Origin of the sequence: Pseudactinotalea sp. Z1748, assembly GCF_049725185.1 — a bacterium.
Taxonomy (GTDB): domain Bacteria; phylum Actinomycetota; class Actinomycetes; order Actinomycetales; family Beutenbergiaceae; genus CALKWS01.
Genome location: NZ_JBMPQB010000003.1, coordinates 275789 through 299712, shown reverse-complemented (window position 1 = coordinate 299712; position 23924 = coordinate 275789). Strand labels below are relative to the sequence as shown.

At 69.0% G+C, this 23924-nt stretch carries 27 protein-coding genes, 1 tRNA gene and 1 pseudogene; 13 read left to right on the top strand and 16 right to left on the bottom strand.

From position 1 onward, the window contains the following. The first annotated feature begins 56 nt into the window (after nucleotides 1-56). Entirely contained in the window at nucleotides 57-1004 is a 948-nt protein-coding gene (locus tag ACO0LU_RS08720) for a glycine betaine ABC transporter substrate-binding protein (RefSeq protein ID WP_424790977.1), read from the top strand. A gap of 109 nt (nucleotides 1005-1113) precedes the next feature. On the opposite strand, the gene ACO0LU_RS08715 is transcribed toward ACO0LU_RS08720, so the two are convergent. After that, the gene (locus ACO0LU_RS08715) at nucleotides 1114-1521 is read right to left on the bottom strand and encodes a hypothetical protein (RefSeq protein ID WP_424790976.1); all 408 of its coding nucleotides are present in this window, start codon (nucleotides 1519-1521) and stop codon (nucleotides 1114-1116) included. 21 nt (nucleotides 1522-1542) lie between these two features. Continuing rightward, on the bottom strand, nucleotides 1543-2205 hold the full coding sequence (locus tag ACO0LU_RS08710; RefSeq protein ID WP_424790975.1) for a hypothetical protein: 663 nt from the start codon (nucleotides 2203-2205) through the stop codon (nucleotides 1543-1545). A gap of 80 nt (nucleotides 2206-2285) precedes the next feature. Between ACO0LU_RS08710 and ACO0LU_RS08705 the strand changes: the two genes are divergently transcribed. The 3 genes from ACO0LU_RS08705 to ACO0LU_RS08695 all read left to right on the top strand — a co-directional run bounded on the left by ACO0LU_RS08705 (nucleotide 2286) and on the right by ACO0LU_RS08695 (nucleotide 4099). Continuing rightward, complete coding sequence (locus tag ACO0LU_RS08705) at nucleotides 2286-2678, top strand: VOC family protein (protein WP_424790974.1); 393 nt, start codon at nucleotides 2286-2288, stop codon at nucleotides 2676-2678. Between the two features lie 51 nt (nucleotides 2679-2729). Then, a complete protein-coding gene (locus tag ACO0LU_RS08700; protein WP_424790973.1) occupies nucleotides 2730-3212 on the top strand; it encodes an SRPBCC family protein in 483 nt (160 codons plus the stop codon). A 107-nt stretch (nucleotides 3213-3319) separates the two neighbouring features. Next, nucleotides 3320-4099 carry an alpha/beta fold hydrolase gene (locus tag ACO0LU_RS08695; RefSeq protein WP_424790972.1) on the top strand — a complete coding sequence of 260 codons (780 nt, stop codon included), beginning with the start codon at nucleotides 3320-3322 and terminating at the stop codon, nucleotides 4097-4099. A gap of 17 nt (nucleotides 4100-4116) precedes the next feature. Here ACO0LU_RS08695 and ACO0LU_RS08690 read toward each other — a convergent pair. After that, nucleotides 4117-4685 (bottom strand): annotated as a pseudogene (locus ACO0LU_RS08690) (hypothetical protein). A 585-nt stretch (nucleotides 4686-5270) separates the two neighbouring features. On the opposite strand from ACO0LU_RS08690, the gene ACO0LU_RS08685 reads away from it, so the two are divergent. Next, nucleotides 5271-5519, top strand: coding sequence for a hypothetical protein (locus ACO0LU_RS08685; protein ID WP_424790971.1), 249 nt, complete (start codon nucleotides 5271-5273; stop codon nucleotides 5517-5519). Here ACO0LU_RS08685 and ACO0LU_RS08680 read toward each other — a convergent pair. After that, the gene (locus tag ACO0LU_RS08680; RefSeq protein WP_424790970.1) at nucleotides 5516-6163 is read right to left on the bottom strand and encodes a response regulator; all 648 of its coding nucleotides are present in this window, start codon (nucleotides 6161-6163) and stop codon (nucleotides 5516-5518) included. The genes ACO0LU_RS08685 and ACO0LU_RS08680 overlap by 4 nt on opposite strands. Nucleotides 6164-6177: 14 nt before the next feature. Then, nucleotides 6178-7275 (bottom strand): sensor histidine kinase, encoded by a 1098-nt coding sequence (locus ACO0LU_RS08675; protein ID WP_424790969.1) that lies wholly within the window; start codon nucleotides 7273-7275, stop codon nucleotides 6178-6180. 151 nt (nucleotides 7276-7426) lie between these two features. Here ACO0LU_RS08675 and ACO0LU_RS08670 point away from each other — a divergent pair, with 151 nt between their 5' ends. The 3 genes from ACO0LU_RS08670 (at nucleotide 7427) to ACO0LU_RS08660 (ending at nucleotide 9867) form a co-directional block, all read left to right on the top strand. Continuing rightward, nucleotides 7427-7972, top strand: coding sequence for a hypothetical protein (locus ACO0LU_RS08670; RefSeq protein WP_424790968.1), 546 nt, complete (start codon nucleotides 7427-7429; stop codon nucleotides 7970-7972). Between the two features lie 186 nt (nucleotides 7973-8158). Continuing rightward, nucleotides 8159-9103 carry an ATP-binding cassette domain-containing protein gene (locus ACO0LU_RS08665; protein ID WP_424790967.1) on the top strand — a complete coding sequence of 315 codons (945 nt, stop codon included), beginning with the start codon at nucleotides 8159-8161 and terminating at the stop codon, nucleotides 9101-9103. After that, nucleotides 9100-9867 carry an ABC transporter permease gene (locus ACO0LU_RS08660; protein WP_424790966.1) on the top strand — a complete coding sequence of 256 codons (768 nt, stop codon included), beginning with the start codon at nucleotides 9100-9102 and terminating at the stop codon, nucleotides 9865-9867. The genes ACO0LU_RS08665 and ACO0LU_RS08660 overlap by 4 nt, the downstream gene beginning before the upstream one ends. A 48-nt stretch (nucleotides 9868-9915) precedes the next feature. On the opposite strand, the gene ACO0LU_RS08655 is transcribed toward ACO0LU_RS08660, so the two are convergent. The 3 genes from ACO0LU_RS08655 to ACO0LU_RS08645 all read right to left on the bottom strand — a co-directional run bounded on the left by ACO0LU_RS08655 (nucleotide 9916) and on the right by ACO0LU_RS08645 (nucleotide 11539). Further along, on the bottom strand, nucleotides 9916-10386 hold the full coding sequence (locus tag ACO0LU_RS08655) for an OsmC family protein (protein WP_424790965.1): 471 nt from the start codon (nucleotides 10384-10386) through the stop codon (nucleotides 9916-9918). 337 nt (nucleotides 10387-10723) lie between these two features. After that, nucleotides 10724-10797, bottom strand: a tRNA-Pro gene (locus tag ACO0LU_RS08650). Nucleotides 10798-10933: 136 nt separating this feature from the next. After that, on the bottom strand, nucleotides 10934-11539 hold the full coding sequence (locus tag ACO0LU_RS08645) for a C40 family peptidase (protein ID WP_424790964.1): 606 nt from the start codon (nucleotides 11537-11539) through the stop codon (nucleotides 10934-10936). 118 nt (nucleotides 11540-11657) lie between these two features. Between ACO0LU_RS08645 and ACO0LU_RS08640 the strand changes: the two genes are divergently transcribed. From ACO0LU_RS08640 to ACO0LU_RS08625, 4 genes are all read left to right on the top strand, one after another. Continuing rightward, nucleotides 11658-12569 carry an oxygenase MpaB family protein gene (locus tag ACO0LU_RS08640; protein ID WP_424790963.1) on the top strand — a complete coding sequence of 304 codons (912 nt, stop codon included), beginning with the start codon at nucleotides 11658-11660 and terminating at the stop codon, nucleotides 12567-12569. A gap of 53 nt (nucleotides 12570-12622) precedes the next feature. Further along, complete coding sequence (locus ACO0LU_RS08635; protein ID WP_424790962.1) at nucleotides 12623-13462, top strand: lysostaphin resistance A-like protein; 840 nt, start codon at nucleotides 12623-12625, stop codon at nucleotides 13460-13462. Nucleotides 13463-13584: 122 nt separating this feature from the next. Continuing rightward, nucleotides 13585-14808: a Na/Pi cotransporter family protein gene (locus ACO0LU_RS08630; protein ID WP_424790961.1), complete on the top strand. Its 1224-nt coding sequence runs from the start codon at nucleotides 13585-13587 to the stop codon at nucleotides 14806-14808. Further along, nucleotides 14808-15119, top strand: coding sequence for a hypothetical protein (locus ACO0LU_RS08625; RefSeq protein WP_424790960.1), 312 nt, complete (start codon nucleotides 14808-14810; stop codon nucleotides 15117-15119). Before ACO0LU_RS08630 ends, ACO0LU_RS08625 begins: the two co-directional genes overlap by 1 nt. A 50-nt stretch (nucleotides 15120-15169) precedes the next feature. Here the strand turns inward: ACO0LU_RS08625 and der are convergent, their stop codons facing one another. The 8 genes from der to ACO0LU_RS08585 all read right to left on the bottom strand — a co-directional run bounded on the left by der (nucleotide 15170) and on the right by ACO0LU_RS08585 (nucleotide 22562). Then, nucleotides 15170-16669, bottom strand: coding sequence for a ribosome biogenesis GTPase Der (gene der, locus ACO0LU_RS08620; RefSeq protein WP_424791218.1), 1500 nt, complete (start codon nucleotides 16667-16669; stop codon nucleotides 15170-15172). A gap of 83 nt (nucleotides 16670-16752) precedes the next feature. After that, a complete protein-coding gene (locus tag ACO0LU_RS08615; protein WP_424790959.1) occupies nucleotides 16753-17499 on the bottom strand; it encodes a lysophospholipid acyltransferase family protein in 747 nt (248 codons plus the stop codon). Next, nucleotides 17496-18200, bottom strand: coding sequence for a (d)CMP kinase (gene cmk, locus ACO0LU_RS08610; RefSeq protein ID WP_424790958.1), 705 nt, complete (start codon nucleotides 18198-18200; stop codon nucleotides 17496-17498). Before cmk ends, ACO0LU_RS08615 begins: the two co-directional genes overlap by 4 nt. Further along, nucleotides 18197-19309, bottom strand: a complete 1113-nt coding sequence (locus tag ACO0LU_RS08605) for a prephenate dehydrogenase (RefSeq protein ID WP_424790957.1) — start codon at nucleotides 19307-19309, stop codon at nucleotides 18197-18199. The genes cmk and ACO0LU_RS08605 overlap by 4 nt, the downstream gene beginning before the upstream one ends. A gap of 48 nt (nucleotides 19310-19357) precedes the next feature. Continuing rightward, nucleotides 19358-20104 carry a pseudouridine synthase gene (locus ACO0LU_RS08600; RefSeq protein WP_424790956.1) on the bottom strand — a complete coding sequence of 249 codons (747 nt, stop codon included), beginning with the start codon at nucleotides 20102-20104 and terminating at the stop codon, nucleotides 19358-19360. A gap of 16 nt (nucleotides 20105-20120) precedes the next feature. Continuing rightward, entirely contained in the window at nucleotides 20121-20807 is a 687-nt protein-coding gene (gene scpB / locus ACO0LU_RS08595; protein ID WP_424790955.1) for an SMC-Scp complex subunit ScpB, read from the bottom strand. Beyond that, nucleotides 20804-21736, bottom strand: coding sequence for a segregation and condensation protein A (locus ACO0LU_RS08590; RefSeq protein WP_424790954.1), 933 nt, complete (start codon nucleotides 21734-21736; stop codon nucleotides 20804-20806). Before ACO0LU_RS08590 ends, scpB begins: the two co-directional genes overlap by 4 nt. Then, the gene (locus ACO0LU_RS08585; protein WP_424790953.1) at nucleotides 21720-22562 is read right to left on the bottom strand and encodes a ParA family protein; all 843 of its coding nucleotides are present in this window, start codon (nucleotides 22560-22562) and stop codon (nucleotides 21720-21722) included. The genes ACO0LU_RS08590 and ACO0LU_RS08585 overlap by 17 nt, the downstream gene beginning before the upstream one ends. A gap of 95 nt (nucleotides 22563-22657) precedes the next feature. On the opposite strand from ACO0LU_RS08585, the gene ACO0LU_RS08580 reads away from it, so the two are divergent. Then, nucleotides 22658-23875, top strand: coding sequence for a GNAT family N-acetyltransferase (locus tag ACO0LU_RS08580; RefSeq protein WP_424790952.1), 1218 nt, complete (start codon nucleotides 22658-22660; stop codon nucleotides 23873-23875). Nucleotides 23876-23924 lie beyond the last annotated feature (49 nt).

Here is a 23924-nt window from a genome sequence, read left to right as displayed (position 1 = left end):
CGAGAGCCGACAATGGGTCCCGCTGAGCGCGGCGGCCCCGACATGGAAGGAAACAGATGAGGACCTCCCCACGACGTACCCGGAGCCTGCTCGCCGTGACCGCTGCGAGCGCCCTGCTACTGGCTGCCTGCAACGGCGACACCGACACCGACGATGACGGCGCTGCGCCCGACAACGGCGCCGAGGCCGAGGAGAACGGCGCCGCCGGTGCCGAGGGTCCGGTCATCCTGGGCATCCTGCCCGACTGGACCGACGGCCTGAGCATGGGCTACCTGTGGCAGGAGATGCTGCAGGACCAGGGCTATGAGGTGCAGATCGAAGAGATCGGCCAGGCCGGGCCGCTGTACACCGCCGTGGCCGGCGGCGACTACCACGTCTACCCCTCCGCATGGCCGGAGGTCACGCACGCCGAGTACATGGACACCTACGGCGATGACCTGGAGGACCTGGGCCACTACTACGAGGGTGCGGTCCTGACGCTCGCCGTCCCGGAGTACACCGAGATCGATTCGATCCCGGAACTGGCCGAGAACCCGGACATGTTCGACGGCCAGGTCATCGGAATCGAGGCCGGCGCCGGACACATGGGCGTCACCGCCAACTCGGTGTTCCCGACCTACGGGCTGGATGAGAACTTCACCCTGGTCGAGTCCTCCACCGCGGCGATGCTCACCGAGTTGAGCAGCGCCATCGACGCCGAGGAGGATGTTGTGGTGACCTTGTGGCACCCGTTCTGGGCCAACGCCGAGTATCCGGTGAAGGACCTGGAGGACCCCGAGCAGGCGCTCGGTGAGCCCGAGTCCCTGAACTTCATCGCCAACTCCGAGTTCTCCAGTGAGTTCCCGGAAGTCGCCGAGGCGATGGGCAACTTCCCCGTCCTGGACAACGACCAGTTCGGTGAACTCGAGGATCTGATCGTGAACGTACACGAGGGCGACCCGGCCGCCGGCGCGCGCGAGTGGATCGAGAACAACCAGGACATCGTGGACTCGGTCTTCAACTAAGGACCAGCGTTCCTGACGAACGTGGGGCCCGGCCGGACGGCCGGGCCCCACGTTGTCTCTCGGCCGAGCACGTGCAACGGCGGTACGCCCGGCTACGGCTGGGTCAGGGTCAGCTGCTGGGACCGGCGTGGATCTCATCCCCCGACGCGATCGGCTGCGCCATCCCCTCCACCAGCACTCCACCGTTGGTTCCCGGGGGCATCCGCTCCACCCGACGTCGGCCGACCTCCAGCCGCTGCACGGTGCCGGAGTCGTAGGACTCACCACCGCGCAGCACCCGCACGTGATCCCCTTCAGTCAGGTAGCCGCTGGCGAGCTTGCCCACGGCCATCGTCCCCCGGCCGGTCTGGGTGAAGGTCTGCTCGACGACGAACCGGGCAGGTTCGGCCGCCTGCACCGCATCGTCGGGGCCCGGTTTGGCCGTCGTGTCGACCTGACCGGGCTGCGCCGAACCGGCCGCCCGGGTCGGGCTGGAGACCTCGTAGTCCCGGCCGAACAATCGCTTGAGGAAGCTCATGGGGGCAGTCTAGGTGGGGGGTCACCCGCTCCAGGCCCCGTCCATGCCCTCGAGACCATCGAGCCACCAGGAGTAACGCAGTCGCAGGGCTCGCTCGAGCAGCGCCAGCAGGCCGGCCACGGTGATGCTCGTGTTCAGCACCGGTCCGAGATTCCAGGGGGAGGTGTAACTGAACTGCGCCAGGATCCCGACCAGACCGGAGAGGTTCTCGGGGAGGTCGGAGGCAACGTCGTCGCTGAGATCGGCCAGCCACTCCAGCCCCTGGGGCACCTGCAGCACGATCACCGCGAGTAGCACCATGAAGGAGGTCACGCTGATCGTGGTGCTCAGCCCCGGCCGTCGCCGCTCCAGGTCCGCGCGCCACCGTTCGGCGCTGCCGGGCACCGGGACGAGTTGCTGCTCCTTCCCTTCGGGGCTGACCAGGTGGGCCCGCCGGATGCCATAGGTGCTCGTGCGCACGTCGATCCCGGATCCGTCATCGAGTCCGAACCGGGCCGGCAACCGCTGGGTGCGGTCCTGGCGTCCGTCGCGGTAGAACGCGACGCGTCCGTCCCAGTCCAGGAAGTTGACCTCGACGTGCCAGTGAGCGTCGTCGTGCTCGATGGCGAAGACGCTCCGCCACAGACCCTGCCACCAGTGGAAGGGCTTCAGCGGCTTGCCGTCCCCCGGCTTCTCCTTGCTCATCGGCACTGATCGTAGGGGCTGTGCTGGCTATCATGTGCACATCAGTCCCGGCGCTCCGGGCCGGGTGGCGACATGGGCGCGTGGAGGCAACCACGGAGATCACTCATCAGGTGGTGGTGTTCGACGCCGCCGACCTGAACTCCGAGAGTCGGTTCTGGGCCGGCGTGCTCGGCGGGACCGTGGACTACGAGGACGACTGGCACACCGTGCTCGTGGATGGCAGCGCCAAGGTGGCTGTCCAGTTGGCCCCTGAGCACGTGCCGCCGCAATGGCCCGACGGGAACCCGCAACAGATCCATCTGGACCTGTGGGTCGCGGACATCGAGGAGGCGCACGAGGAGGTACTCGCGCTCGGCGCCGTATTGCTCAAAGCCGTCGACGACGAAGCCCCCGGTGAGGGCTTCCGCGTCTACGCCGACCCGGCCGGGCACCCGTTCTGCCTGTGCTGGGTGAAACGGTCCGAGGCCGCCTGATCCGTGGCGACGGCGACGTCGAAAGCCTTGTAGTTCGTCGGCCCGAGGAGGATGCTTGATCGTGTGAAGCCGATCGAGTTCGAGCTCGAACGCACGATCGGGGCGCCGATCGAGCAGGTGTTCGCACGCCTGGTCGACATCGAGGGGCACAACGACTGGATGGCGGAGGCCGGAAGCATGCTGAAGCACACTCGGCAGACCTCTCCCGGCGAGCCCGGCGTCGGAACGACCTTCGTCGATGAAACGACTCAGGGCACCATGCCCGGGGAGATCGTGGAGATGACGGCGCCCCACACGGTCGTCTTTCACTGGTGGGATAGGTCGAAGTCGGGCACACTCAAGTTCGAAGGCTGGCCGAGTTACCGACTGGAACCCGCCGGTGACAACGAGACACGGGTCCGCCATCGCGGCAAGTTGATCTCCTACGGGCTGTGGCGCCTCGGCACACCCATCTGGCGGCGCTTCGCGGTCAAGGAACGAACCATCACAGTCGACGCCCTGAAAGCCTCCTTCGAGCGGACTCCCACGCTCTAGGGAGTTTGGTGGGAAGGCGTGGTCCCGAACCCGCTGCGGATTGGTGTTCTCGCCGGCGCTCAGCACGCCGGTACGGATTCGATCCATGCTCCGATCGGAGGCGAACAGTGAGCGCATCGAAGGTTGTCTTCCTGCCCGGGGCCGTACTTCCCGCGGCGCTGGCCTACTCCGAACTCGTTGACCTGTTGGGCGATGACGTCGAGGCGATAGTCAAAGACCTCGAGGTCTATCGCGGGGCCTCCCCGCCGGCAGACTACTCCCTGGACACGGAGGTCGCCGGGGTTCTGCGTGAAACCGGGGCTCGCGGGTGGACTCGCTTTCACCTGGTGGGCTACTCCGGCGGTGGCGCCGCAGCCCTGGCGTGTGCGGCATCGGAGCCGTCGCTCCTGTTGACCCTGAGTCTGCTCGAACCGGCGTGGGGCGGCCACTGGGACTGGAGCCCGAGGCACGAGCGGTTGTGGTCCGAGTACGACGCGCTGGCTCAACTTTCGGACGAGGATTTCATGGCGGCCTTCACGCGGTTACAGGTGCGGTCTGAGGTTCGGCTGCCTGAGCCGCGATCAGCGCCACCGCCGGTGTGGATGTCCCAAAGGCCCGCTGGGATCCGGGCCCTCATGCGCACCTTCAAGACTTACGATCTGGACCGCAATGCCTTGAGGCGGTTCGACCGTCCTGTCTACTTCGCGCTCGGCGGCTTGAGTAACCCCGACCAGTACGGCGAGATTGCCGAACGGCTCGGTGGGGTATTTCGTGACTTCACGCTCGAGGTCTTTCACCAGCGGCACCACTTCGACCCGCCACATCGTCAAGAGCCGAGCCGGCTCGCGGAATCGCTGCGCAGTGTCTGGTTGCGCGGTGATCTGCTGGCGTCAGCGGGCGCCGACTGACCGATCACGCCAGGCGTTCACGGGCGCGGGTCAGATCCTGGCGGTGCTCCGACAACACCTGCCACAGGTCCCCTCTTCTTCTTCCGCGCCTGCAGGGTGAGCAGGTCCGGAGCGCGGCGCACCAGTGCCTCCGCGACCGTGCGGGCGAAGGCACGTACGGTCTCGAAGTCCGCCTCGGGCCGCAGCGGCACCACCACGTGGTACCCGCGCGAGCCGGTGGTCTTGAGGAAGGTGCGCAGCCCCAGGTCGTCCAGCACCTCCCCCACCATCACGGTGGCTCGCCGCACCGCCCCGAGCCCGGGAACGGTGGGGTCAAGGTCGAAGATCAGTTGGTCCGGATGATCCAGGTCCGCAGCCGTGCTCAACCATGTGTGCGGGTGAGGCACGCCTGCCGGGCCAGATAGACCAAGGTAGCCTCGTCCTCGATCATCACCTGACGTTGTGGACCGTCGGCGGTCCGCACCTGCACGGTGGCAACGAAGTCCGGGAAGTGTTGGGGAACCCGCTTCTCGTAGAACGAGGGCCCTTCGATCCCATCGGGGAATCGCTGCATGCCGATCGGACGGCCCCGCACGTGCGGCAGCATGTCGGTGGCGATACCGGCGTAATAGCGGGCCAGGTCCTCCTTCGTCACCTCCGGGGTCTCCGTTGCCGGGAACAGCACCTTCTGCGGTTTGCTGACGTCCACCCCGGCGATGGTCAGACTCATGCACGCCAGCGTGCGCGCCACGGACCGGCGCGACAACTTGGGCGACGGCAGGATGCGCCGCCGGCCCGTGCTCTCGCTGAGGCCCCGGTTCTGCCTTACAGTGTGGGAACCACCGGCCAGGAGGCAGTCGTGACCACCCTCCTACGCATCGTGCGGACGTTGCCGGACCTGCCTGACGGGCCGGCCGTTCAACTGCGTGCGGTTCAACGACATCAACGCCCTGGCCCGCGCCGACGGTTCCTACAAGGCAACAGCGGACGGGCAGCCGGTGGGGTCGAGTTTCTTCGGTCAGTCCTCCTTCGGTACCCATGCGATCGTCAGCGAGCGCAACCTCGCCAAGGTGCCCGAGTGGCGCCCGACGACGAGTACCTCCTGGGATCCTTTGGTTGCGGCGTGCGGACCGGCGCCGGTGCGAGGACCAGGTCGAACAGATCCACGACCTGACCGGCGGAGGCGCCACCCATGCGTTCGACACCACCGGTGTGGGGCGCGGGAATGACACTGGACCTATTACCCGTGATGCCGTTGCGCGACACTCCGGCTACTCGGGCCACCGTCCTCGTGCTGGATTCGGCGCACGTCGATCATGGTTACTTCGCCCGTTCCTTGTCCGTGGCTGCCCCGGACGCCGCGCCGCGCGCCCTCGCGGGGATGGGACTGCTGCCATTGGCGCCGGAGCGTGTCGACACCGAGGAAGCCGTGCAGACCTAGTCGGGACCACCTGGCCGGACGAGGCCCAACTCGTACGCCGCCACCGCAGCCTGGGTGCGGTCGCGCAACTCCAGTTTGCGTAGCACCGCGGCTACGTGCGTCTTGACGGTACCCTCGCCGAGGTACAGGCTCGACGCAATCTCCAGATTTGACCGACCCTGGGCGATCTCCCGCAACACCTGAGTCTCTCGTTCCGTGAGCCGTTGTAGTGCGGTAGCGGGAGCCACCCTCCGGGCGGCGTACTCTCGTGCCAACCGGTCGACCAACTCCGGCGCGAGCGCCATTTGGCCATCTGCCGCTGACCGGACGGCGTGGCGTATTTGCTCGGGCGGCATGCTCTTGAGGAGATAACCCACCGCCCCGGCGCGCAGGGCGTGCACAACGAGGTCGTCGTCCGCGAACGTGGTGAGAGCCACTGCTCGGACACCACCCAGTCTTGGATCGGATGAGATCCGTCGTGCAGTCTCGATGCCGTCGAGCACAGGCATCCGAATGTCCAGCAGCGCCAAGTCAGGGAGGTGTTCGGCGACGCGCGCCAGCGCCTCCCGACCGTCCGCGGCCTCGGCTGCCACGATCACGTCGCCGTCGAACTCGAGCACCATCCGCAGTCCCTGGCGGACGAGCGGCTCGTCGTCCGCGATCACTACCCGCACCGTGTTCACGCCTCAACGCCCGCGAGCGGGATGCGGGCCTCCACTCGCCAGCCGTCCGCGTGCCGATGCGACGCCAGGCTGCCGCCGAACAGGTCGAGGCGCTGGCGGAGGCCGTCCAGCCCACGCCCTGTGCCGGCTGTCGGCGATGGCCGAGCCGGGCCGGGGTCTGTCACGACGGTCACCAACTCGCCATCCTTGTGACAGATGCGCACCCGAGCCGTGCAGGCATTGCTGTGGCGAGTCACGTTGGTCAGCGCTTCCTGCACGACCCGGTAGATGGTGGTGGACACGCTGCCCGGAATCGCGCACGCCTGGACGTCAAGGTCCACGGTCAGCCCGCCGCCGCGAAACCCCTCGACCAGATCAGGTAGATGTGCCATGCCCGGCGCATCGTCGGTGGCCGGTCCCAGAAGGCCGAGCGCCCGGTGCATGTCCGCCAGCGCCTCGCGCCCGACCTGCTCGATCGCGCCGAACGCCTGAGCCGCTGAGGCCTGCACGACCCGCTCGCGAGCCCCCCCGGCCCGCAGCGTGATCAACGTCAGGGCGTGCGCCAGCGAGTCGTGCAGGTCCCTGGCGATGCGGCCGCGCTCCGCAGCGACCGCATCCCGCGCCGCGCGATCTGTGGCCACCTCCACGGCCACTCGTCGGTCGGTGGCGACCCGCAGCCCATGGCCGGCCATCCAGGCCGAGCCGATCAGCACTGCGTTGACGACAAGGTCTGCCACCGGTTCTGCCCCGCTGACCGCGTCGTACCCGAGACCACAAGCGAGCGTGGCCGCGACGCCGACCAGTCCCCTTCGCAGGGATGCGAACCAGCCGAGCGAAGCCAGCAGGAACAGTAGCGCGAGATAGGGCACTGCCACCGCCACCGGACCGACCAACGGGGCGGCGAGCAAGCCGACTGCAGCAACAAGTATCGAACCCAGTGGTGCGCGTCGTCGTAGCCCTAGTGCGGGCAGGATCAGCACGTGTTCAAGATGGTGCCAGACACTCGGCCCGGCCCCGTCCGCGGCGATCAGGAGCAACTCTGCCTGTGCGGCGGCCGTCACCGCCACGCCCAGGAGGACGTCACGAGTAAGCGGTGAACGGGGCAGCGCGGCCACGCCACAATTCTAGGGAGGGCGTGCACCGAGTACCTCTATCTCAAGGCAGAGACGATCGAGACCTGCGTGGGATGTGACCCGACCGCGAACCCGCTTCATTTGAAGGGTACTGAGTTGGTACATCACAACCCGCTCTCGGAGAGGAGCCCCCATGTCGACCCCTGTGCCCACCCCCGCTGTGCCATCAACGACTCCCCCTTCGACCATCGAGACGCGGATACGCCGAGCGAGGATTGCGGCCGCTCTGGCTGCGGCAATCCTCATCGTCAACGGCGTGCTCACGTTCTTCGACGGCGACCTCAGCGACCACACGACCGGCATCGGGCTCGTATCGGAGGTGACCGCGGGTGCCGCCTTCCTGGCGGGTGCCCTGGCATTGGCCCTGATCGTGCCCGTCACCGGCTGGGGGGCGCTGCTGTGGTGGCTCGCGCCTGCGGGCTTAACGATCGCTGGGGTGATCATGCTCGGCGTCCCGATCACCGGACAGGAGCCGGCGGAGTGGCTGTTCCTGCTGGCGGTGGTGCCGACGTCCCTCGGGCTCATCGCTGCCGGCGTGCTCGGCAGCCGCCGTCGGTGGCCGTGGTGGACCGGCGCCGGGCTCGCCCTGTTCCTGCCGATCATGTTCTTGGCGCCGTTCAACGGCCTGCTGATGGCGCTCGTGTGGTTGGCGGTCGCGATAACCCTGCGAGCCGAGTGAAACCCCATACTGGCGCCCCGCACGCCGGCCGCGACTATATTGTCGAGGGCGTCTCGGTGCCGCGTGTGTTCATCCCCCGTCAAGGCCGTGCTGGTTCATTAGCGCCGAAGCCCGAGCCGGCGTTCGGACAGCCCCGGGACCAAGGACCCTGGCTTGCCGTTCTGACCGTCGATAGCGTGAAGTCTCATGGGAGCACCGGCGATCTCCTGCCAGGGCCTCACCAAGCACTACGGTGGGGTCATCGCTCTCGATGGGCTCGATCTGGTGGTCCCCGAGCGGTCTCTGTTCGGGTTTCTCGGTCCGAACGGGGCGGGCAAGACCACCCTGATGCGGCTGCTCCTCGGCTTGGCCGCGCCCTCGGGGGGCACGGCGCAGGTACTCGGATCCGACATCGTCAGTGCGAGCATGCAGGTGCGCAGGCAGGTCGGCTACCTCGCCCAGCAGCCACGGTTCCATGAGGACCTCACAGCCCGGCAGGTTCTGCGGTACGCGCGTGGGTTCTACCCCCTCGACCCCGACGCTCGCATCGAGGACGACATCACCGAGACGCTGGACCTGGTCGGTCTGACCGCGAAGACTCACGCCCGCTCCGGTGAGCTCTCCGGTGGCCAACGGCAACGACTGGGGATTGCGCAGGCTCAGATCCACCGCCCCAGGCTTCTCATTCTCGACGAACCCGCCGCGGCGCTGGACCCGCTGGGCCGACGCGATGTCCTGGACGTCATGCGCCGACTGAAGGAGACAACGACCGTCTTCTACTCCACCCACATCCTCGACGACGTCCAGCAGATCAGCGACGAGGTCGCAATCCTGCGGAACGGCCGCCGTGTCCTCCAGTCCTCAATGGTCGATCTCCTCGACGAGGCCGACACCTTCGTCCTGACGTTGACCGGGGCTGTCGGTCCCGCCGTGACCAGCCTGCGGGCTCAGCCCTGGGTCACCGAGATCCGCGAGGTCCCCGGCGACGACCGAGTCTCCGTCACGGTCCGGGTGAGTGACGAGGAGCTCGCCCAGGCTCAACTGCTGCGGCTGGTCCTGAGCCACGACGAGGTCCGGGTGGTCGAGTTCGGTCGCCGCAGGTCCGAACTCGAGGACGTGTTCATCAACGTCGTGGAGGGAGACGTTCGATGACAACGCCATCGTCCTTGTCCGGGCTGACCAACCAGTTCCGTCGGGAATCAGGTTCTTGGTGGAACACCCGGCGGTGGTGGACGCAGGCCCTCGTGTGGTCCGCTCTGACCAACGCGCTGGTCGTGTTGGTGCTCTGGGTCCTGCCCCGGCTGGACGTCGCCGCTGGCACGAGCGACATGACCCCGACCGAGAGTGCGGTCCAATTCGCTGGCATGGCAGGCATTCTGGTCTCCGTCGGCGTGGTCGTCACCGCCCAGGGCATCCTGCTCGACGAACGGCGCAGCGGCGTGCTGGAGTGGATGCTGTCCAAACCGCTGGCTCGTAGTGCATTGCTTGCGGCGAAGTTCCTCGGCCACGCCCTCGCCCTGTTCGTCGTGATCGTCCTCGTGCCATGGCTCGGCGTGCTGGCCCAACTCTCCCTTGCCGACGGAGCGCTGTGGCCGCTAGACCAGTGGCTCGGTGCCGTTGCACTCATCGGCTGCCTCGCGGTCTTCCACCTTGCCGTAGTGCTCATGCTCAGTGCGCTGACCTGGTCGCGCGCCCTGGTGGTCGCGCTGCCGCTGGCCGGCATACTCGGCACCGACCTCCTCGTCGCTACCGCGCCCCGCGCCTTCGAAATACTGCCTTGGAGTCTGGCACGCATAGCCGGGCCGGTCCTGTCCGACGGGATGCTCATGACGATCGGCCCGCTCATCAGCACCGCCGTGCTCACCGTCATCAGCCTCGCAGTGGCATCCCTGGCGCTGAAGCGGACGGAACTGTGAGCAGCAGAGCAGGCGGGCGGCGACTATTCAGGTGGCCCGAATCGGGGATCACTCTCTGTTGGCGGTACGCATCGTGACGGGTGTGGGCAGCTCCACGGTCCGCGACACCGTGCACTCCCGGTCATGGCTGGCCTTGATAGCGGGCGCGATCCGGGCCCGCGCGGCATCGCCCTCGGCACCGGCCGGGAAGCGCAGGTGGAAGGTGACCTCGACGTCCTGCAGGTGGTTGCCGTCGTCGTCGGAGACCTTCGTGCCGGTGCACCGGACGGTGAACTCCTCGGGCTCGGCGCGGCGGCTGGTCATGTGATCCACATCGACGCTGGAGCACCCGGCGATCGCGGCCAGCAGCACCTCAACCGGTGTGAAGTCCGTGCCGGTGCCGTCCCCGAGGCTGATCACACCACCTCGGGCGTTGCGCACCTCGTAATGACCCAGGGAGGTGCGTTGCAATTCGACGCTGCGATGGCCGGGCGCGCCGCCGCGCTCATCGGGCTCGATTGATTGGCTGTGGTCGGTCACTGCTGCTCCCTGGTCCGAGTCGTGGGCTTGCCGGGCCGGCCGGATGAGTCCACGGCTCCTCGGAGGATCCGGTGGATATCCGGCCTGCACCGATGTCTCGGGGATTCGCGGAGTCCCCAGTATCGGCCAGCGGTCCCGGCGATTCGCGTGGACTGAGTCTAGTGGCCGGCGCACGAGGCCCCCGATCAACGTGTTCGTCACGCAGACCCAGCGCCTACGGCCATCGCATGAGCAGCAACGGTGCAGCGAGTGCGGGCATGACAACGGCGATGACGCCTGAGGTGAGCATGACTAAGGCATCTGACCAACGTTCATGCTGGTCAGACGCCCCACTGCGTCGGGCTGGCGGGATTTGAACCCACGACCCCTTGACCCCCAGTCAAGTGCGCTACCAAGCTGCGCCACAGCCCGTTGCCCCGCGCCGATCGCCTTCCGGCCGACTGGGACGCGACGATGCTACCCCACTCCCCCAGGATGGGCCGAATCGGCACGTACCCGGCCGCGGACCGGCATGATCAGTTCACCCACCCCAAGCGATGAGGCTCGCTCACCCCCCATGCAGGTCCTGTTCATACACCCGGATGAAGGTGGGGTCGGCCATGTGGATCGGACTCTCGTGCACCAGCGTTCCGGGGCTGCGGGCGGCGATGTGATGACCGTCGCCGGTGTAGATCCCGATATGCCCCGGCCACCACACCAGGTCACCGGCAACGGCCTCCGCTGCCGGGATCCGGTAACCGGCACCGGCCTGCAAGTCCGCCGTGCGGGGCAGGTCGATGCCCACCTGGACGAAGACATACTGCACGAACCCGGAGCAGTCGAAGCCGGCCGGGGTACCCCCGCCCCACACGTACGGCACCCCGTTGTACTGGCGGGCGACATCGATGACGCGATGCGAGGAGGCTGGCCCCTCCGCGATGCTCGTGGAGGCCGGCCCCTCCCCGAGGCTCGTGGACGTAGGCTCCTCCTGCCCGGGTGAGGGTCCATCGAGCGCCGCCGCACTGGCACCGCTGGCGATCAGGGCAAGAGCCGTTGCCGCCGCGACCAGGCAGCGCACCAGGACGGGGCCACCGCGCCGACCCCCGTTGCGATACGCGCCGCCCGCCCGGCGGCCCGCAACACGAACCGGCTGCTGGGTCCGGACCGTGACCATGGCGTTCCTCTTCCCGCTGGGCCGGTGCGGGGTGTGGCAATGCTAGAGCAACCCGCGCCACCGGACCAGCCCCGCGCCCGAGCTGGAACACCTCCCTCGTTACCGGCAGACTGAGAGGATGCCGATCACTTCCGTACGCAACCGGATGAGCCGGGCCCTACTGGGCATGGTGGCCGGGCCCGACGGCGCCCAGGCCAGGTACCGCATCCACGGCACCCCCGGCCCGCGCTGGTACGGCGCAGGCTCACCCATTCAGATCGTGCACGGGGACGCCTCGATGTACATCGGCGGAGTGCGCGCCCTCCTGCTGCAGTCGCTGCACCCACTGGCCATGGCCGCTGTCGACGACTTCTCCGACTACCGCACGAACGTGTGGGGACGCCTGGCCCGCACCGCTACCTTCATCGCCACCACCACCTTCGGCACGGCCGAGCATGCCCAGGAGGCAGTCGATATCGTCCGCGCGGTCCATCGGCGGGTCAACGGCACGGCGCCCGACGGCAGGCCGTATCAGGCCGACGACCCGCACCTGCTGGCCTGGGTGCACATCGCCGAGATCGACTCCTTTCTCACCGCGCACGAACGCTTCGGCCGTCGCAGCCTCGACGAGGCCGATTACGACACCTATGTCTCCCAGTCCGCGAGGGTGGCCCTAGCCCTGGGGTCATCGGAGGTGCCCACCACGCGGGCCGAGTTGCAGCACAGGCTCCAGCAGTTCCGGCCGGAACTGCAGAGCACCCCGGCCGCCCGTGATGTGGCGACGTTCATCCACACCGTGCCGGTGCCGGTGGCGGTTCGACCCGGCTACCGCGCCCTGGTGCGAGCGGCGGTGGCCACCTTGCCGCGGTGGGCCCGCGAGCCCCTGGGGCTCCCGGACCGCCCGCTCCTGGACCGAACTCTGCACCGCCTCAACGGCACCGCGATGACCTCCGCGATCCGCTGGCTCACCACGGCCGAACCCATGCAACGTCCCGAGCGTCGTCCACCCGGCCCAGCCGCCGGTTCCAGGAGCCGTGCACACCAGGCCTAATCATGACGAATGGCACTGGACGCACCCTGTCCAGCCTTGTCAGGCTGCCTGCGATGCCTACTGAAGCCGCCATCGGCACCACCCGCGCCCCACTCGTCGTACGGATCGGACTGGTTCTGGCCGCCGGCGTGGGTATCTGGGCCCTGATGTCCTGGCTCACCGCCAACCTCTACGGCGGGCAGTCGAGCATCCCGGTGCGCCTGGCCAACGCCGCCCTGATCTCAGGTTTGGCGATCCCGATGGTCTTCCTCGCCCGTCGCTATCTGGACCGGCGCGCATGGTCCGGGTTAGGACTTGGCGTGTCCGCGAGGGCATGGCGTCCGTTCCTGATCGGCGTGGTCGCCTTCCTGGTGCCCAGTGCCCTGGGACTTGGTGTCGCCCTGGGCACCGGGTGGCTCAGCCTGCAGGCCCACGTGCCGGTGGCGCACATCCTGGGCTGGGCCGTGTTGTTGGTGGTCCTGGTGTTCTTCTTCGAAGCGCTCCCGGAGGAGTTGATCTTCCGCGGATACCTGCAGCGCAACCTCACCACGGTGATGGCCCCGTGGCTGGCGGCCATCGCCCAAGCGGTGTTGTTCACTGTGTTCGGGACCGCCCTGTGGGTGGCCTCGGAAGGGTGGGGGGTACTGGCTGAGCGCGGCATCATGTTCCTGGCAATGGCAATGGCCGTGGTGCTGGGTCTGCTGCGGATCCAGACCGGCAGCGTGTGGACGCCGGTCGGTTTCCATCTCGCCTTCCAGGTGGTAGCCCAGACCGTGCTGAGCCAGCGGGTGGGCACCGCCAACGAACCGGGCCTGATGATCGCCGCAATCATCAGCGCCTTCGTGCTGGGCACCACGGTGGTGTCACTGCTGCACCGCACCGAGGCGAACTGGTCCCGCCCCGAACCGGAATGAGGGCGCCGATGTGAGGTACCTCATAGCGTGTTCATCTGGCGTTTACCTGGATGTCGTCTGAATCTCGCCTGCGAGTGCTGAAGTGTTGGTGTGCGAGTACTAGTCACCCAGGCCAGGGCCGCGTGAGTACCACCCAGGTCGGCCTCCCCCCGGCAAGCGCAGTGCAGGCACCCGTTGCTCCCCTGCGCAGTCCCTTGCATTTCCTCCCCTTCCACGGGAAGAAGCTGCGGGCCGCGGAATGGGTCATGGTGTCGATCGGGATCTACGTCCTGATCACCGCAGTGGCCCTGATCGGGTCCGGGTTCAAGCTGGCTGCCGGCGACGGCGCAGGACAACTGTTCCAGTTCGCGTCCAACCCGTTCATCGGGCTGATGATCGGACTGCTGGCCACCGCGCTGACCCAGTCCTCCTCCACCACCACCTCGATCACGGTGGGCATGGTGGCCGGCGGGCTCCCGATCGGGATCGCCATCCCGATCATGATCGGCGCGAACATCGGCACCACGATGACCTCCACCCTGGTGAGCCTGGGCATGTCCCGGGACAAGGAGACCTTTCGCCGGGCCTTCGGGGCCGCCACCGTGCACGACATGTACAACCTGTTGTCGGTGGCCATCTTCTTGCCCCTGGAACTGGTCTTCGGGATACTGCACCGTTCCTCGGCGTGGCTGACGGCGCAGACCTCCGGATCCGACGGCGGAGTCGTCGCCACCGTGTTCACCGCGGTGGGCGAGGTGGTACGAGCGGTCACCTCTCCCGGCTCGGCGTTCCTGACCGGCCTGGTCTCCCCGTTGCCGGCCGTGGCCGCCGGGCTCATCCTGATCGTGCTGGGTGTGCTCGGCATCCTGGCCGTGATCAACCTGATCGGCAGACTCCTCAAGGTGCTGATGGTGGGCCGGGCCCAGCGCATTCTGCATGCGGCGATCGGCCGCGGCCCGTTGAGCGGGATAGCCTCGGGCACCCTGATGACCGTGATGGTCCAGTCCTCCACCACCACCACCTCACTCGCGGTGCCGCTGGCCGGGTCCGGAACGTTCTCCCTGAAGCAGATCTACCCCTTCACCATCGGCGCGAACATCGGTACCACCCTCACCGCACTGATCGCGGCTTTCGCCTTCACCGGTGCCGAGGCGGGGCCGGCGCTGCAGGCGGCGTACGTTCACTTGCTCTACAACGTCTTCTGCGCCCTGGTGATCTTCGGCCTGCCACTGCTGCGCCCGCTACCGGTGCTCGGCGCGCAATGGCTGGCGAGCCTGGCGGTCAGGTCCAAGGTGTACGTGGCCGCCTGGGTGCTGGGTATGTTCGTGATCGTCCCGATCACGCTGATCGCCGCTACCGTGTGGTGATGGCACCTTCTCCGCTGCCGCAGCCCCAGCACAGCAATGGTGATGAGGCGAGCCTGAACGAACTGCTCGCCGAGGCTGAGCGCACCGTGGAGCGGTTGCGCCAGGAGTTGGCGCAACGGCAGCAGGTACGTGCCGAGAAGGAGCTTACCGCGGCCCAGCACGCCGAGATCGATCGGCTCACCGAGCACCTGGCCAATGCCCAGGTGCACTGGGGCCAGGTGCGCTCATTCTTCGCGGCCGCTATGGCCGAACTCGTCGAGCCCGAGTCCGCAAACCAGGAGCGCGGCGGGCAGCACCAGCCCCGGGCCTGATCACCCCGGGTGGTGGATGTGATGGCGCGGTGGCCGGTCTGTTCACACCCTCAACGGCGCCGGCGCTTCTCCCGCACCCGTACGCTGATCTCGATCGGGGTGCCGGTGAAACCAAAGGTCTCCCGTAGCCGTCGTTCGATGAATCGCCGGTAGCCGGGGTCCAGAAATCCGGTGGCGAACACCACGAACCGGGGTGGGCGGGTGCCGGCCTGGGTGGCGAACAGGATCCGGGGCTGCTTGCCCCCGCGCACCGGGTGGGGGTTGGCCGCGGTCAGGTCACCCAGGAACGCGTTGAGCTTCCCGGTCGGTACCCGGGTGTCCCAGGACTCCAGGGCGGTCTCCAGTGACCGGACCAACCGGTTCGTGTGCCACCCGGTCAGGGCGGAGATGTTCACCCGGGGCGCCCAACGCACCTGGACCAGGTCCAGTTCGATCTCCCGCTCGAGCAGGTCCCGGCGTTCCTCATCCATCAGGTCCCACTTGTTGAACGCGATGACCAGGGCTCGCCCGGCGTCGATCGCTTGCTGGATCACTCGGGTGTCCTGCTCGGTCAGCCGCTCCGAGGCATCGATCAGCACCACCGCGACCTCGGCCTTCTCCAGCGCTCCCTGGGTGCGTAGCGAGGCATAGAAGTCAGCCCCGTAGGTCTGGTGCACGCGGCGCCGGATTCCTGCGGTATCGACGAACCACCAGTCCCGCTCGCCCAGCCGGACGAGTTCGTCCACCGGGTCCCGTGTGGTGCCGGCGACCTCGTCCACCACCACCCGGTCGGTGCCGGTCAGGGAGTTCAGTAGAGAGGACTTGCCCACGTTCGGGCGTCCGATCAGGGCCACCCGTCGCGGTCCCTCGGCCAGATCCCGCCCGGCAACCTGGGAGGTGGCCGGCAGCAGTTCCATGGCCCGGTCCAGCAGGTCACCTGAGCCGCGCCCGTGCAGCGCCGAAACCGGGTAGGGCTCGCCCAGCCCGAGTGACCACAGCATCGCCGCGTCGGCCTCGGCCCGCTGGCTGTCCACCTTGTTCGCGACCAGGACCGTGGGCCGGCCGGAACGACGCAGCAGCCGCACCACGTGCTCGTCGGTGCTGGTGGGTCCCACCGTGGCATCGACCACGAACATCACCGCATCGGCGACCTCGATCGCGGCCTCGGCCTGTTCGGCCACCCGACCCGGCAACCCCTTCGCGTCATGCTCCCAGCCGCCGGTGTCCACCAGCATGAACCGCCGCCCAGCCCACTCCGCCGGGTAGAGCACCCGGTCCCGGGTCACGCCCGGGGTGTCCTGGACCACGGCCTCGCGCCGGCCCAGGATGCGGTTCACCAGGGTCGACTTGCCCACGTTCGGGCGCCCGATCACCGCCAGCACCGGCAGCGGGCCCTCCGGTTCCTCGCCGGTGCCCTCGGTGTCATCGCCGGACAGCAGCGCCAGGTCCGCGTCGGCCAGGTCGTAGGCCTGCAGGCCGGCACGCAGCGCCTCGGCGCGCTGGGCCTGCTCGGGTGATTCGCTCAGATCCGGCGACTGCTGCTCCCAGGCGGCGGCGTCGTCGTCGGGCATGGCGGGGTACTCGGTGGAATTCACCCCGCCATCATCGCGCACCGGCACGGGTGTGCGCGCCCTCTGCTGCTGTGACGGAGGTTTCAGATCTCGGTCGCCGAGTGCAACGGCACCCCGGTGGTGGTCGAGGCCTGGCGCACGTGCTCGCTCATCTTCTCTTGAATCACCGTCATTGCCTCGGCCACGGCCGCGCGTCCGGTGCCAGCCTCGGGATCGGCCGGCACGAACGGCGCCCCGTAGACCACGTGCAGTTTGGCGCGTGGGCCGGGTACGTGTCCGGCCTTCTCCCCCGGCGGCCGGGTGCCCAGGATCGCCACCGGCACCACCGGGGCGCCCGAGCGTACCGCGAGCCATGCGATGCCGGCCTTGGTCGACCTGACGTCGCCACTCCCGCGGCTGCCCTCGGGGAAGACCCCCACCAGGCGGTCCTCGTTCAGCATCGTCAGCGCGGTGAGCAGCGCCGCCCGGCCGTTCCGGCGGTCCACCGGGATCTGACCGGCCCAGCGCATCAGGAAGCCGATGACGAAGACCTTGAAGATCTCCTCCTTGATGATGATGAACGACGAGCGCGGGATCACCCCGTGCAGCAACGGACCGTCGATGATGCCGGTGTGGTTCGCCGCGATCAGGACCCTGCCGGTCCTGGGCACGTGGTGGGCGCCGATCACCTTGGTATTCCACAGCACCTTCGCCAGCACCCAGCCCACGCGGCGCGACCAGATCGGGCCCCATCGGCGGATATGCTCGGGCTTGATCGCCTGCCCGGGGCTGGACGGGTCGGGCTTCGCCGTCCGTTTCGGCTTCGGGCCGCCGGGTCGTGCGTCACTCATCGCGTTGCCTCCACCAGATCCCGGACCGCCGCGACCGCCTCATCCAGGCTCATCTGGGAGGTGTCCACCGGGATCACGCCCGGCGCGGCGGTGCTGAAGTTGGACACGGTGCCGTCCTCGGCGTCACGGCGCAGCACCTGGTCACGGGTCGCCTCGATCGCCTCGGCATCGACACGCCCGTGAAGTTCGTTGGTGCGCCGAGCCAGGCGCGCGTGCTCATCGGCGAGCAGCAGGATCCGCACCTGAGCCCGCGGGGCCACCACGGTGGTGATGTCGCGGCCCTCGGCGACGATGCCGCGGCCTTGGCTGAACCCGCCGGGACGGCCCTCGGCGGCGATCACGGCACGCTGACGCTCTTGCAGTTCGGCCCGTACCGCCAGGTTCGTGGCCACGGCCGAGACCCGGGTGGAGATCTCCGAGGTGCGGATCCGGGTGGTCACGTCGTGATCGCCGACGGCGAAGGCCGGGTGGGCCGGGTCGGTGCCGATCCGGAGCGGCATGGCGCGGGCCTGAGCGGCCACCGCGTCGGTGTCGGTCAGGTCGATGCCCTGGTGCAGGCACCACCAGGTCAAAGCCCGGTACATGGCCCCGGTGTCGAGGTAGGCCAGGCCGAGGTCGGCCGCAACGCGCTTGGAGATGGTGGACTTGCCGGTGCCGGAGGGGCCGTCGATGGCCACCACGAGACCGGACGGGCTGGTCATGGCGCCACCACCCGCCAGCCCCGGTCGCCCAGGTCTCGCTCGAGCCGGCCGGCGGCATCGGGCAGTACCGACACGATCGCCATCCCTACCTTCTGTTTCGGGGAGTGTTCCATCGCGAAGTCCTCGATGTTGACGCCGATCTGACCGATCTCGGTGAACAGCCGGCCCAGCTCGCCGGGTTCGTCGGGAACCAGCACCGTCACCTCGGCATAGTGGCGGCGAGCACCACCATGCTTGCCCGGTATCCGCCCGGCGCCCTCGTTACCGGCACCGATCAGTGCCGAGACCGCACCCGCGGCACCCTCCGCGAGGGGTCCCTCGGTGGCGGCCCGCTCCAGGGCGGTGATCACCTCGTCCAGGTCCGCCCGGACCGCTCGCAGGCCGTCGTGAACCGCGGCGGCATTGCCGGTGATGATCGCCGCCCACAGGCGTGCGTCGCTGGCCGCGATGCGGGTGACGTCGCGCAGGCCCTGACCCGACAGGGCCAGCGCCTCCGGCGCGGCACCCACCAGCCGGCCGGCCACCAGGGACGCCATCATCTGGGGCAGGTGGGAGACCAGCGCCACGGCCTCGTCGTGCTCAACCGGCTCCAGGTGCACCGGGCTGGCGTCCAGGTCGGCGGCCAGGTGCCGCACCGTGCGCACCGCAGCAGGGTCCACCTCGGGGTGGGCGGCGATCACCCAGGGACGGCCGGCGAACAACTCCGAGGTGGCGGCGGCCGCACCGGCACGCTCCCGGCCCGCCATCGGGTGCGAGCCCACGTACCGGCGCAGGTCCAGCCCCTCGACCTCGCGCAACTCCTCCAGCAGGACCCCCTTGACGCTGGCCACGTCGGTGACCACGGCCCCGGGGAACTCCCGCAGCGCCTCAGTGATCAGGTCTGCGGTGACGTCGGGCGGGGCGGCGATGATCACCAGTGCGGGGTCGGTGTGCTCGGGTCCCCGGATCTGGCCGGCGCCGACGTCACGCGCCAGGGCGACGGCGGTCGGTGAGGCGTCCTGCAGCCACACCGGCACATCGAGGCTGCGCAGGCCGAGACCGATGCTGGCGCCGAGGAGACCGGTGCCCACGATCAGGACCGGACCGGTGGTCGAGGCCAGCGAATTCACGTCCCGCACCATACCTCGCATTCGCGAGTCGGCCCCACCACCCCGGCCTCAGAGGCCGACGTCAGCCATCAGCCGGCCCAGTTCGGGTCCGTCGATGACCCGGGTGCGTCCCGGTTTGAGCCGGTCGAGTCGGATCGGGCCCATCCGGGTGCGCGTCAGTCGCGTCACCGGGTAGCCCACCTGCGCCAGCAGCCGACGCACGATGTGGTTGCGGCCCTCGTGCAGGGTTATCTCCACCAGGCTGGCCTCCGGGGAACTGTCCAGCACGGTGAAGGCGTCGGCGTGGACCGGGCCGTCCTCCAGGACCACCCCGGACTTGAGGGTGCGGCCCAGGCCGCGCGGGACCTGCCCCTGCACCTGGGCAACATAGGTCTTGAGCACCTCGTAGGAGGGATGGACCAGGCGGTGGGCGAGTTCGCCGTCGTTGGTCAGCAGCAGCAGACCGGCGGTGTCGGCGTCCAGGCGTCCGACGTGGAAGAGTCGCTCGGGGCGGTCCGCCACGTAGGTGCTCAGGTCCGGGCGGCCCTGCTCGTCCGCCATCGTGGAGTACACGCCCAGCGGCTTGTTCAGGGCCAGGGTGGTGACCTTCTCGTCGAGCTGCACCCGCAGCCCGTCCACGTGAATCACCGCGGTGCGCGGATCCACCCGGACCCCGAGTTGGCGCACCACCTGTCCGTCCACGCTGACCCGGCCGGCGCTGATGATCGCCTCGCACTTGCGCCGGGACCCCAGGCCCGCCCCGGCCAGCACCTTCTGCAGCCGTACCCCCGAGGGGGTGTGCACCTGTTCGCTCATCGTTCGTGCGCTCCCATCAGCCCAGTCCGTCCACATCGGCCAGGGAGTCCAGGTCCGGGAGATAGGGCGCCAGGGGCGGAAGGTCCTCGATGGTGCGCAAGCCCAGTCGTTCCAGGAAGTAGGCCGTGGTGCGGTAGCGCATCGCCCCACCCTCCTCGTCCTGCCCGGCCTCCTCGATCAGACCACGGGTCAGCAACGTGCGCACCACCGAGTCCACGTTCACCCCGCGGATGGCGGCGATCCGGCCACGCGAGACCGGCTGGCGGTAGGCGATCACGGCCAGCGTCTCCAGGGAAGCCTGCGTGAGCCGGGCGGTCTGGCCCTCGAGCACGAACGCCTCGACGGCGTCGGCGAATGCGGGCGCGGAGTACACGCGCCACCCTCCCCCCGCCTCGCGCAGTTCGAAGCCGCGGGGGCGCGGGCCCTCGGCGTAGTCGCGGACCAGCTCGGCCAGGGCGGTGCGGATCTGCTCGGTGGGGACCTTCAGCACGCTGGCCAGGTGCTCGGTGGCGACGGGGGCGTCGGTGACCATCAGGATCGCCTCCAGCGCCCCGTGCAATCCACCGGGCTCACCCAGCACCGGCAACGGCCCCTCGGTGTCCGCACCGCCGGCTTCGGACGGCGCGGAACCGTCGTGGCCCGCGGGAGTTGCGTCGTCGTCGGTGATAGCCGCACCGGGATCGCTGGGGTGCTCCTGGTTCATCGTTCCTCCGTTGCATGAACGGCATCGGCGTGCCGGCCCGGACCTGCGGGCGCGGCGACATCGTCATAGTCATCGGTCACGTCGACGTCGCCGTCGTCGCCGCCGGTCCACCTGATGGTCAGTTCGGACAGCGCGTCGGCCTGGTCGAAGGCCACCACGTCCTCACGATAGAGCTCCAGCAGCGCCAGGAAACGAGCGACCACCACGTTCAGTGCCGAGGCATCCTGGGCGAGTGAGCGGAAGGTCACGTTGCGCTGGCGGCGCAACCGCTGCACGATCATCGCGGCCTGCTCTCGCACGCTCACCACCGGGTTGTGCAGGTGGGACAGGTCGACCCCGGCCGGTTCGTCCTTGGGCGCCAACGTGGCCGCAGCCAGCGCCGCGAACTGCTCAGGTGTGACGCGCAGGATCAGTTCGGGCAGCAACTCGGCGAACCGGGGCTCCAGGCTCACGCTTCGGGCGTGGGAACGTCCCAGCCGGAACCACTCGCGCTGGAGGTGGGCGGCGACCTCCTTGAACGCCCGGTACTGCAGCAGCCGGGCGAACAGCAGGTCCCGGGCCTCGAGCAGTTCCAGGTCCTCGGCCTCATCAGCGCTGCCCCGCGGCAGCAGCCGTGCGGCCTTCAGGTCCAGCAGCGTGGCGGCGATCACCAGGAACTCACTGGCCTGGGACAGGTCCCACTCGCTCTGGGCGCGCAGGTGGGCGATGAAGTCGTCGGTGACCACCGCCAGGGCCACCTCGGTGACGTCCATCTTGTGCTTGGCGATCAGGGAGAGCAGGAGGTCGAAGGGCCCGGAGAAGTTCTCCAGCTGGACCTCGAAGCCCGGTCGGGAGGCCAACTGCACCGACCCGGCGGGCTGGTCGCCCGCGTCGCCCGGCTCTTCCTCGGCGCCGCCCGTCTGGTCGCCGACGTCAGGCGACGTCGCCACGGTTGATCAACTCGCGGGCGAGTTTGCGGTAGTTGTAGGCGCCGGCGTGGTTCGGGGCGTAGGAGGTGATCGGTTCGGTCGCCACCGAGGCGTCGGGGAACTTCACCGTCCGGGTGATGACCGTTTCGAACACCTGCTCCCCGAAGGCCTCCTGCACCCGGGCCAGCACCTCGCGGGAGTGCAGGGTCCTCGCGTCGTACATGGTGGCCAGGATGCCGTCCACGTGCAGGCGCGGGTTGAGCCGGTCGCGGACCTTCTCGATGGTCTCCACCAGCAACGCCACCCCGCGCAGGGCGAAGAACTCGGTCTCCAGCGGGATGATCACCCCGTGTGCGGCGGTCAGGGCGTTCACGGTGAGCAACCCCAGGGAAGGCTGGCAGTCGATCAGGATGACGTCATAGTCCTCCGTGGCCGGGCGCAGCACCCGGGCCAGCGCCTGCTCACGCGCCACCTCGTTGACCAGTTGCACCTCGGCGGCGGACAGATCGATGTTGGCCGGCACCAGGTCCAGGCCCTCCACCGAGGTGGGATGGGTCACCGCCGTGATGTCGGGTCGTTGCGCCATCAACTCGGTGTAGATCGTCCGGTCCAACTCCAGCGCGTTCACGCCCAGCCCGGCCGAGGCGGCACCCTGCGGGTCCAGATCCACCAGCAGCACCTTGCGCCCGTACTCGGCCAGGGCCGCGCCGAGGTTGATCGTGGTGGTGGTCTTGCCGACCCCGCCCTTCTGGTTGCACATCGCGATGATCCGCGCCGGCCCGTGCGCGCCCAGCGGCTCGGGGACGGGAAAGTCGCGCGCGGTCTGCGCCGGGTTGTCGGTGCTCACGCCGCCAACTTACTGCCCGGAACAGTCAGGACAAACTATGCGCGCCGGGCAGCCCTCCGGTACCCGCGACGTTCCATGTCCTCTAGGCTCCGGGAGTGCCCTTTCAGATCAGGCGACTCGGCGCTGCCGACAAGACCGAGGCGATCACGCTGGGCCGGGAGGCCTTCGGCTTTCCCGTGGGCCCCCGGCACGGGGATGCCCAGCGCCGTCCGTGGCCTCCCCCGGGCACCACCGAGTGGGGCACCTTCGACGGTGCCACCCTGGCAGCCAAGGCGGCGCGCCGTGCCTACCGGTCCCATTTCGGTGGCGCGCTCGTGCCCACGTGTGGTCTCGCCGGGGTCACGGTCGCAGCCGAGTACCGGGGCCGCGGTCTGCTCTCCCCGCTGCTGGCGCAGGTGCTGGAGCACGCCCACGGCGAGGGTGACGTGATCTCAACCCTGTTCGCCTCCGCCCCCGGGATCTACCGCAGGTTCGGTTTCGAGCTCATCGCGAGTCAGGACACCGTCGAGATCGCCAGCACGGTCGCGGCCGAGGTGCGGCCCGGCACCCCCCTGGTGCGTACCCGGCGTGCCACCGCCGCAGACTTCGACGCGGTGTTCAAGGTCTACACCCAGTGGGCGAGCAAGCAGAACGGGCCGCTGACCCGCACCGGGCCCTGTTTCCCGGCGGTGGACCTCACCGAGGAGTTCACCGGGGTGACCCTCGCCGTGGGCCCGGACGGCCAGGTCCTGGGCTACGCCTCCTGGGATCGCGGGAGCGGGGACGGATCGGATGCCGTGCTGAACGTCGTGGAGATTCTCGCCCTGGCCCCCGAGGCCTATCGCGCGCTCTGGCGGACCCTGGGCTCCTTCAGCGCGGTGGTGGCGCGGATCAGGTTGCGCACCTCCGGGGCGGACGTGGCCCGGTTGTTCCTCCCGCCGCGGCAGTGGCGCACCACCTCGGTCAACCCGTACATGCTGCGCGTGGACGACGTCGCCGCCGCCTTCTCGGTGCGCGAGGTCCCGGTCCGCCGGGAGACCATCTTCGCCGTCGCTGGGGACGGCCTGGGCAGCATGGACGGCACCTACCGGCTGCGCCCGCCGGGCGAGGCCGACGACGACGCCCCGGCGTGCTCGCGCATCGGCGCCGTGGGGGATGGACCTCCGGATGCGCCGGTGTACACCCCCGGCGGGCTGGCGCTGGCGTGGTCCGGTGCACAGTCGAGCGCGAACATCCGCATGGCCGGTGGACTCAGTGGCGGGGACGCGGCCACCGACGCCGTCCTCGACCAGGCCCTCGGCGGCTGGCCGGTCCACATTCGTGACGACTTCTGAGCCGGCACCGCTCGGTGCACACGCCGCGGCACAGGTCCCGGTGACGCCT

Coding starts and splice junctions, on each gene's coding strand:
- ACO0LU_RS08720 (WP_424790977.1), top strand. CDS start 57: ATGAGGACCTCCCCACGACGTACCCGGAGCCTGCTCGCCGTGACCGCT.
- ACO0LU_RS08715 (WP_424790976.1), bottom strand. CDS start 1,521: ATGAGCTTCCTCAAGCGATTGTTCGGCCGGGACTACGAGGTCTCCAGC.
- ACO0LU_RS08710 (WP_424790975.1), bottom strand. CDS start 2,205: ATGAGCAAGGAGAAGCCGGGGGACGGCAAGCCGCTGAAGCCCTTCCAC.
- ACO0LU_RS08700 (WP_424790973.1), top strand. CDS start 2,730: ATGCTTGATCGTGTGAAGCCGATCGAGTTCGAGCTCGAACGCACGATC.
- ACO0LU_RS08685 (WP_424790971.1), top strand. CDS start 5,271: ATGCGTTCGACACCACCGGTGTGGGGCGCGGGAATGACACTGGACCTA.
- ACO0LU_RS08670 (WP_424790968.1), top strand. CDS start 7,427: ATGTCGACCCCTGTGCCCACCCCCGCTGTGCCATCAACGACTCCCCCT.
- ACO0LU_RS08665 (WP_424790967.1), top strand. CDS start 8,159: ATGGGAGCACCGGCGATCTCCTGCCAGGGCCTCACCAAGCACTACGGT.
- ACO0LU_RS08660 (WP_424790966.1), top strand. CDS start 9,100: ATGACAACGCCATCGTCCTTGTCCGGGCTGACCAACCAGTTCCGTCGG.
- ACO0LU_RS08645 (WP_424790964.1), bottom strand. CDS start 11,539: ATGGTCACGGTCCGGACCCAGCAGCCGGTTCGTGTTGCGGGCCGCCGG.
- ACO0LU_RS08640 (WP_424790963.1), top strand. CDS start 11,658: ATGCCGATCACTTCCGTACGCAACCGGATGAGCCGGGCCCTACTGGGC.
- ACO0LU_RS08635 (WP_424790962.1), top strand. CDS start 12,623: ATGCCTACTGAAGCCGCCATCGGCACCACCCGCGCCCCACTCGTCGTA.
- ACO0LU_RS08625 (WP_424790960.1), top strand. CDS start 14,808: ATGGCACCTTCTCCGCTGCCGCAGCCCCAGCACAGCAATGGTGATGAG.
- der (WP_424791218.1), bottom strand. CDS start 16,669: ATGCCCGACGACGACGCCGCCGCCTGGGAGCAGCAGTCGCCGGATCTG.
- ACO0LU_RS08615 (WP_424790959.1), bottom strand. CDS start 17,499: ATGAGTGACGCACGACCCGGCGGCCCGAAGCCGAAACGGACGGCGAAG.
- cmk (WP_424790958.1), bottom strand. CDS start 18,200: ATGACCAGCCCGTCCGGTCTCGTGGTGGCCATCGACGGCCCCTCCGGC.
- ACO0LU_RS08600 (WP_424790956.1), bottom strand. CDS start 20,104: ATGAGCGAACAGGTGCACACCCCCTCGGGGGTACGGCTGCAGAAGGTG.
- scpB (WP_424790955.1), bottom strand. CDS start 20,807: ATGAACCAGGAGCACCCCAGCGATCCCGGTGCGGCTATCACCGACGAC.